This window comes from Ferruginibacter sp. (genome assembly GCF_031391665.1).
GTDB lineage: Bacteria > Bacteroidota > Bacteroidia > Chitinophagales > Chitinophagaceae > Ferruginibacter.
This window is the reverse complement of sequence record NZ_JANMUN010000049.1, coordinates 1-2,965: the sequence shown is the minus strand read 5'-3', so window position 1 is coordinate 2,965 and position 2,965 is coordinate 1. Positions and strand designations below refer to the sequence as shown.

1 protein-coding gene is annotated in these 2,965 nt (G+C 37.6%); it reads right to left on the bottom strand.

Annotated features, from left to right (window positions below):
* Positions 1-47: 47 nt before the first annotated feature.
* A partial coding sequence (locus ACY651_RS03825) for a DNA polymerase III subunit alpha (RefSeq protein ID WP_462249876.1) occupies positions 48-2,965 on the bottom strand: 2,918 nt, incomplete at its 5' end.

Here is a 2,965-nt window from a genome sequence, read left to right as displayed (position 1 = left end):
ATTGTTTTTACTTATATAAAATTCCACTTTAATAATATTTAACCCTATTAAAGATTTGCATATTTTCTTTCTTTATAACCCGCTTTATACATTTTATGAACTTCAATATTGTACACCCCAAAATCTGAAACAACCTTGCCCGTTACTTTATAAAATCCTCTGCCTTTTAATGGATAATTGCGTAAAGATTCAGGGAAGTGAACGGTATCAATCCAGTCTAAATTCACATCAAGGAAAGTTCCAAAACTCATCCTGTCGTTTCTCACCGTTGTCACCACTTTATAATCAATAAAATAAATCAGTACCGTAACAATTTTATTAAGGTTTGCAGCCAGGTCTTTAGCCAGTAAATATTTGTAAGGATCATCATTAACGAGATCAAAAGGGTTGCCTAATGTAAAGTCCAATGTTTCCAGATCATCATACAAATCATCCATAGGATAATCAACTAACTCAGGCAGTTTAAAATTGATTGGGGCTTCCTCAAACATTGACTTTGCAGCCGGAATATGAGATACATTTTTCTTTTGCAAAAAATTGGCTTCCCATAACAGTTGCTTTTTCTTTTTTCCGGTAAAACGAAAAGCACCAATACTTACCAAAATATTCAAAAGTTCCTTGGTAATATTCGTTCTTTCAATAAAGTCCTGCAAGTGCAGGAACAATCCATTTTTATTTCTCTCCTCCAGTATCACATCCACCATTGCCTGCTGAAAAGATTTGATATGAATAAAACCTGTGTACACATCATTGCCCCTGATGGTAGTATAATATTCACTTTCATTTACACAAGGTGCATGTACAATAGCACCTGTTTTCCGCAGTTCTAAAAAATATAATTCCCGGCTGTAAAAGCCACCAAAATTATTGATCACCGCCACCATAAATTCCTTAGGGTAGTATGTTTTTAAAAACAAACTTTGGTAACTCTCCACCGCAAAAGAAGCTGAGTGTGCTTTGGAAAAACTATAACCTCCAAAACTTTCAATCTGCCTCCATACTTCAGCGGTAATAGCATCGGGGTAATTTCTTTCCTTGCAATTCAAAAACCATTTCTCTTTAATCCGCAACATCTCCTGGTTACCACGGTATTTACCACTCATGGCCCGGCGTAAAATATCTGCCTCACCCATATCCAATCCGGCAAAATGATGCGCCACTTTTATCACATCTTCCTGAAACACCATTACCCCAAAAGTTTCCTGCAATAATTCTTTCATTATAGGGTGGATGTAATCAATATTTTCTGTGTCATGGTATCTTTCAATGTATGCCTTCATCATGCCACTGCTGGCCACACCGGGGCGTATGATGGAACTTGCAGCCACAAGGGTTATATAATCATCACATTTCAGCTTTTTAAGCAATTGCCTCATGGCAGGCGATTCTATATAAAAACATCCAATGGTTTGTACATGTTTAATCTGTTCGCTTACCCTTTTATCTTTTTTAAATTTCTTAAAATCGTGAATGTTTACATCTACGCCTTGATTTTCTTTTATGAGGCGTAAACTTTCTTTAATGTGGCCAAGCCCCCGCTGGCTTAAAATATCCAGTTTATACAAACCAACATTCTCTGCAACAAACATATCCATCTGCACCGTGGGGAAGCCTTTTGGCGGCATAAATACGGTTGCATACTGGCAAATATTTTCTTCTGAAATCAACATGCCGCCAGGATGAATAGACAAATGATTCGGGAAATTTTCTATCAGTTTTCCGTAGCGTAAAATCTGCTGCTGTATTTTATCATCGGGGCTGCCACCTGCAGCCAACTGGTCTATTTCTTCTTTTGGCAATCCAAAAACTTTCCCCAATTCCCTTACTACTGCCCGGTATTGAAAAGTAGAATACATGCCTAATAAAGCCACCTGTTTTTTTCCATAGCGTTTAAAAACATAATCAATCACTTCATCCCTGTCGAGCCAGCTAAAATCAATATCAAAGTCTGGAGGCGAAGTACGGTGCGGATTTAAAAACCTATCAAAATATAAATCCAGTTCTATCGGGTCCACATCAGTTATTTGCAGGCAATATGCCACAATAGAGTTGGCGCCACTGCCCCGACCAACATGATAAAAACCTCTTGACTGTGCATAGCGGATAATATCCCAGGTAATAAGGAAATAAGCATTAAATCCTAATTCATCAATAATCTTTAATTCTTTGGTTACCCTCTCTGTTGCTATTTTATTTTTTTCATAGCGGAAGGCAAATCCATCAGCAGTCAATTTCTTTAATAATATTCTGTCATCTTCCTTTGTACTACTGAATATCTTTTTGTTCTTATCCGTTTTAAAATCCATTTCAATGTGGCAACTGTCAATTAGCTTGTAAGTATTGGTAACAATAAAAGGATATTGCCTGAAGGCGTCCAGCAATGCAGCCGGTGGCACAAAATATTCATCAGGGCTACATTCATCGGATTTGCATAATTTGGAAAGCAACACATTTTTATCGATAGCTCTCAGCAAGCGGTGAACATTAAAGTAAGTTTTATTTTGAAAAGTAACCGGCTGCCGGATGATCCATTTATCAGCCGTAGTTTTTAAATCAATGCTGAATAACTTATTTACTTCAGAGGGTAGCACACCAATTTTTTCGTTGGCAAATAATTTCTCCGGTTCTTTGCTGCCCAATGGGTAAATAACAAAGCCCTCGGATGCATCTGTAAAAAAGGGTTCTTCTAACGTTGTACTTGGAAAAGGCTTATCAGTCTGTAAATGTTGAGAAAGAAATTCATTGATCCATAACAGCCCATTGTTGTTGGCTGCAATTAAAATGTATAATAGTTCCCCATCGTTACGAACTTCCACACCTGTAATGGGTTTTATGCCCTCCTCACAGCAATATTTTACAAAGTCCCATATGTCACAGGTGGAGTTGATATTGGTTAATGCCAGGGCTGTAACACCAATGTCTACAGCGGCTTTTACCAGTTCTTTGCTTGAAAAAGTGCCATAGC